Annotated in this window: 1 protein-coding gene and 1 pseudogene; both read right to left on the reverse strand. The window is 64.1% G+C overall.

What is annotated here, in order from left to right:
* Positions 1 to 79, reverse strand: a pseudogene (locus tag EOA23_RS36810) (SAM-dependent methyltransferase); the annotation flags it as partial.
* On the reverse strand, positions 76 to 1,374 hold the full coding sequence (locus tag EOA23_RS34635; protein ID WP_127307310.1) for a DUF3419 family protein: 1,299 nt from the start codon (positions 1,372 to 1,374) through the stop codon (positions 76 to 78). The gene EOA23_RS34635 and the pseudogene EOA23_RS36810, both read right to left, overlap by 4 nt.
* Between the last annotated feature and the right edge of the window lie 115 nt (positions 1,375 to 1,489).

Genomic DNA, 1,489 nt, shown 5'->3' on the forward strand with positions numbered 1-1,489 from the left:
GGTCGTAGATGTGGCGCTGCCAGTGGTAGACGCCGTCCATCAGTTCGGCATGGCTGGCCGGCAGCTCCGCCGTACTCATGCGGCGCGCTTCACGTAGAGGTGGAAGCCGCCATAGATCGCCGAGCGGTCCTTTGCCGAGAATTCGCGCGAGGCGTCGGCCTCGTAGGTCCATTGGTCGAGCAGCGAGCCGGAAACGCGGCCAGGCAGCAGGCTGGGTTCTGCCGCGGTGCGGAAGATGACACGGGCGCCAACCGAAGCGGTACGGGTGATCTCGGTCCACAGCGCGTTGAGCAGGTCGTCGGTCATCCAATCCTGCGCGTCGAGCAGGACGAAGCGATCAACGCTGCCGGCGTCCTTGGCGGCCAGGAACTTGATCAGGTTGGCGTGATGGATGGCGACGCGATCGATGTTGTCGCGGATCGTCTTGTAATTGCGCTGTTCCAGATAGGCAGGCAGCGCCGCCTCGCCAGGCTGCGGATAGCGGCGGGCAAAGGCCTGCCAGGCGAAGTAGTTGTTCTTCAGCGGGAAATCGCAGGCGAGCTTTTCGAGCCGAGCCTTCAAGACGCTCGCCATCGAGCCGTCGCCGGAGGTGATCAGCGAGTCGTACTGCGCCGGCGGGATGCCGAGGCCGAAGAGCGAAGCCTTGCGCGAGGTCGCCCAGCGCAGCAGCTTCTTGTCGAAGACGGGTGCCAGTTCCTCGTTGAAGAAGCGGCGCTGCTCGCCGATATTCTGCGCCTTCATGATGCCGGCCGGGTCCACACCAAACAGCTTGCCGACGCGATGGCCCATGGCGATGAAGAGCCCGAGCAGGCCGGTCTGGTAGAAGTTGCGGTCGAAGACCGAGATGCGGCGGCGGCCGCGCCAGTTGCGGCGCTCCCAGTAGTGGCGGCTGACCGCATCGAGGTGCGGCGCGATGAAGCGATCATAGGCATCGGAATTGTGGCTGGTATCGGCGGCGCCGAAGAAGCGGAAGAGGTCGCCTTGCGACGGCAGATGGCGCACCGCTTCCAGCTTCATGCGGTTGAGCGCGATGTGCGCGGCGTTGAGATCGACGGCGTCGATCCTGGCCGGGGAGCGGGTCAGGTAGGCCAGAATGTTGCAGCCGCCCGAGGCGATCGTGACGACGCGATGACCGGCGCCGAGCTGCATGGCCTCCATGTCGACATCCGGGTCTTCCCAGATCTGCGGATAGACCAGACCGGAGAACAGGAAGGCGAAGAGCCGCTCGGAGATGCCGTCCTTCGACAATGCGCGGTTCTGGTAGACGGCCTTTCCGACTTCCTTGCCTCGACGATAAACGAGTTCTCCGGATACGTCCGACATGGAAAGGTGATTCCCCGTTTGCGTTGGCGCAAGCGGGTAGCGCAGCGTCATGACAGGCAGGTGACAGCCTGTTGACGGCAGGTTGTCACGAATTCTTACGCGCTTCCGAACGCCCCCGGTGTCGGCGTGGTGACGATGACGGCTTCGCCGGCATCGAGCGTAGTCT

The sequence above is a fragment of the Mesorhizobium sp. M2A.F.Ca.ET.042.01.1.1 genome (assembly GCF_003997405.1).
In the GTDB taxonomy this organism is placed as follows: Bacteria; Pseudomonadota; Alphaproteobacteria; order Rhizobiales; family Rhizobiaceae; genus Mesorhizobium.